The 3,142-nt window shown below is 38.5% G+C and carries 1 protein-coding gene; it reads right to left on the reverse strand.

All coding sequences use genetic code 11. The features are described 5' to 3' along the window. Positions 1-3,142 (reverse strand): DUF4815 domain-containing protein (locus QZ276_RS00515; RefSeq protein WP_292484288.1); only part of this gene is annotated, 3,142 nt, incomplete at both ends.

Genomic DNA, 3,142 nt, shown 5'->3' on the forward strand with positions numbered 1-3,142 from the left:
GAAGATGTTGCAACGTTACTTGACTTACTAGAGTCATAATTTAGCTTAGTAAACGCATCATATCTCTTAGGTGTTGCTTCTCTGTTTACCACATTGATAAGAGCCTTGAAGTCGTTATCACCCACTGCCGCAATCAAGCGATCAAGGAAATTATCGACCAAGAAACCACTCTTGAAACGAGATAGGCCGTTGTTGTCTGTGACACTAAGAGACTTAGCAGATTGCTCTAGTAGGTTCAATGTGCTGTAATATTCTAGGTTACGAATTCTTTGCTCTAGGGTACTAATATCTCCCATAGTGTAACGTGTTAGTCTCTGTTCTGTCAAGAAGCTATATTCAGAAGTATTCGCACCGGGAGAATATTCAATATCCGCAATTTCAGATGGAAATGGCGCAACTCTGACAGTACCTAAGCGAAAACTATCAGCGGAACTTGAAGGAATGATAGCATTCTTTGCAGATGTACCACGAATTGATCTGAATTCACCTTCCTTGTCCATGATAATAAGATCGACACGCGGTAGATAATAAGACAAGTCAATAGTAAAATTTTCATTTGGTGCGGAATATCTAAGACCATTACCAGTATTTTCTTGTATAGTTGTACCTACACTTGGATTTACTGATGCACCACCAACTGTTGTCGCATCAGTAGCAGTATCTTCAATACGTGGTCGAATATCAATAGAGTCTCTTAGTGAATATTCTGTGCCCGATACAGGGGATACATACACCGGAATTTGTTCTGTTGTAATAGCATTTGTATTAGCCGCATTATCATCATCAATAGGATAAGAGTCAACAGAGAAATAACCCGTACCCTGAGAAGTATCTTGGTCAAAGTAATCAAGCTTCACAAGTAGATAATCACCACTTGCAATACTTAGATTTGAATTAGGTTTTAGTTTTAGCTTACCGTGCCGGTAAATATTATCTCTTTGACCAGTATCTAGATTAAATTGTTTTGTAACATCAATACCTTCACTTTCAGCGGAGAAAGATGTAGACTTTTTCTTAACTTTCTTAATTTTGAATACGTCTGAGAAGCCTAGATTCCAAGGACCGACTGTGTTAGCTGCATTGGTCGCAGTATTAATTTGAACGTAGCGATTACTTCTGAAAGTCTTAGCCTTTTCGCGTGCATTAACTCTATTAAGTTCCACTAGAATTGTAGCATCAACACCACTACTAAATGTCTCTTGAAGATCAAAGTTAGCATCAGTAGAAGATGTTACATTAATACTTCTTTGAGCGTTATCGCCGCCATATCCAGCCATATCAATGACAGAACCACCAACATAACTCTTAAAGATACCGTTAGATGAAGCACTAAAGGCAACAGGATCGTAAATATCAAGAGAAGTTGATGTTATAGCAGAAACAACATGAGTATTTGCAAATCCACCAATTCTAATTCTGTCACCTACATTAAACTTAGTGTCAGCACTTGTTAGACCGGTAATTGTATTTGAACCGGAACTGATAGAGCCTGTATCTACAGCGGACGCACTCACAGCACTTCCATCTAATACTAGATAGAAGTTATCGTTTTTCTGTGTTGCTGTTTGAACGCCTGTGTCTTGATAACGTTCATTCGCATTACCTGTAGATAGACTAAAGGTGCCATCAGATGCAATAGACACATCAAACTTCTTTAAGAATTGATATGAGGTATCAACACTACCGGAAGAATCTCTTAGTCTACGAACGGCACTTGCTGGCAATTCAAAAATAGCTATATTAAAGTTGTTTTCTTCTAGTACAGCATTACCGGTTGCATCTAGAACAACATCAGCTTTACCATCAGTTTCACTTGCATTATAATAGATAGAACGAACATCTGAGAAAGAGCCGCCTGTCATATTCACATTGTAGAGATACATTCTATAGGTGCATTCTGGCGAACCTTTATCACCAGAAACATATTCTAAAGCGCGAACACGCGCCTGACCAATTTCGTTACCAACAACGCCAGTAGAGAAATCATTATTGGAAATTGGTCTTTGCTTCTGGTCACGAAGCGAAACAATTGAATGATTATTGTAGTCCCATTGACCGACAACATGCTTGACTTCAACATAATTTCCATAGTTACTTGTTACAGAAGCCGCGTTAATATCAAGAAAGTCAATTCCCTTTTCAATAGGAACATGCTTTGTTGTCAGATTGTCTCTCTCATAACCGAACACATGCGCGCGACCGGGCTTCACGTCAACAGAAAGAAGTTCGTTATTACCACCTTGGGATGATGTGAATACACCGCTATTATTTGCCTGTTTTAAGTGTTGACGTAGCTTAAGATTTAGGCCATCTACAATATAGTGACCAGATTCACTAAATGTACGGCGTGCAATATAATCATTAATCTTGGAGTAAAGAGGCTTTTCAGACTTTCTCTGAATATTACCATTCTTAATTTTAACAATTTCAACAAAGTCGTTAGTTTCTTCTTCGCCAGCTTCCTTAACGACTAGATTTGGTGTAAGTTGAAGTCGATTAGCACCGGGAGCCGAGAAGTTATAAGAACCACGTGCAGGGTCTAGAAGTGTACTATCCTCTCTGGAATCCACAATATTTTCTTGAATTTCATAACCAACACGAACATCAACATTTGCACTATACTTGCCAACGACAACAATCTGGTCATCAACACGAATGAAGTGGTCCTTGGCGTAAATAACACCGGGACCAAGGCGAAGAATAGAGCCTTTACCTGTTGATTCAGATGAACTAATAACATTGGCAGTAAAGTCATTATTAGCTGTAGTAATTACTTGATTATTTGAAAATGTTTTTGTGACATTATCAGTATTAGCAACTTTAGTATAGGAAACGTAAAGAGTGTTCTTGGTATTAGCAGTTTCGTTGCCAGAAAGCACAGTTAGAACTTCGGCTTGAACGCCATTAGGAGCGTCAATAACCTTCTTATTGAAGTTATCAACATCAATATCTTCACCGTCTTTGTTCTGATCTTGTAGCTGGACGTAATCAGCATCCTTATCATAGAATAATTCTACACCACGAACAACCGATCCTTCTTGAAAAATATGCTCACCAAAACGATCAATCTGATTTTGTAGAATTGTTTGTAATTGTGTTAGTTCGCGACCCTGTACAGCATAACCGGGACGAAAAAGAACTC

Source organism: Methanohalobium sp. (assembly GCF_018609725.1).
Lineage (GTDB): Archaea > Halobacteriota > Methanosarcinia > Methanosarcinales > Methanosarcinaceae > Methanohalobium.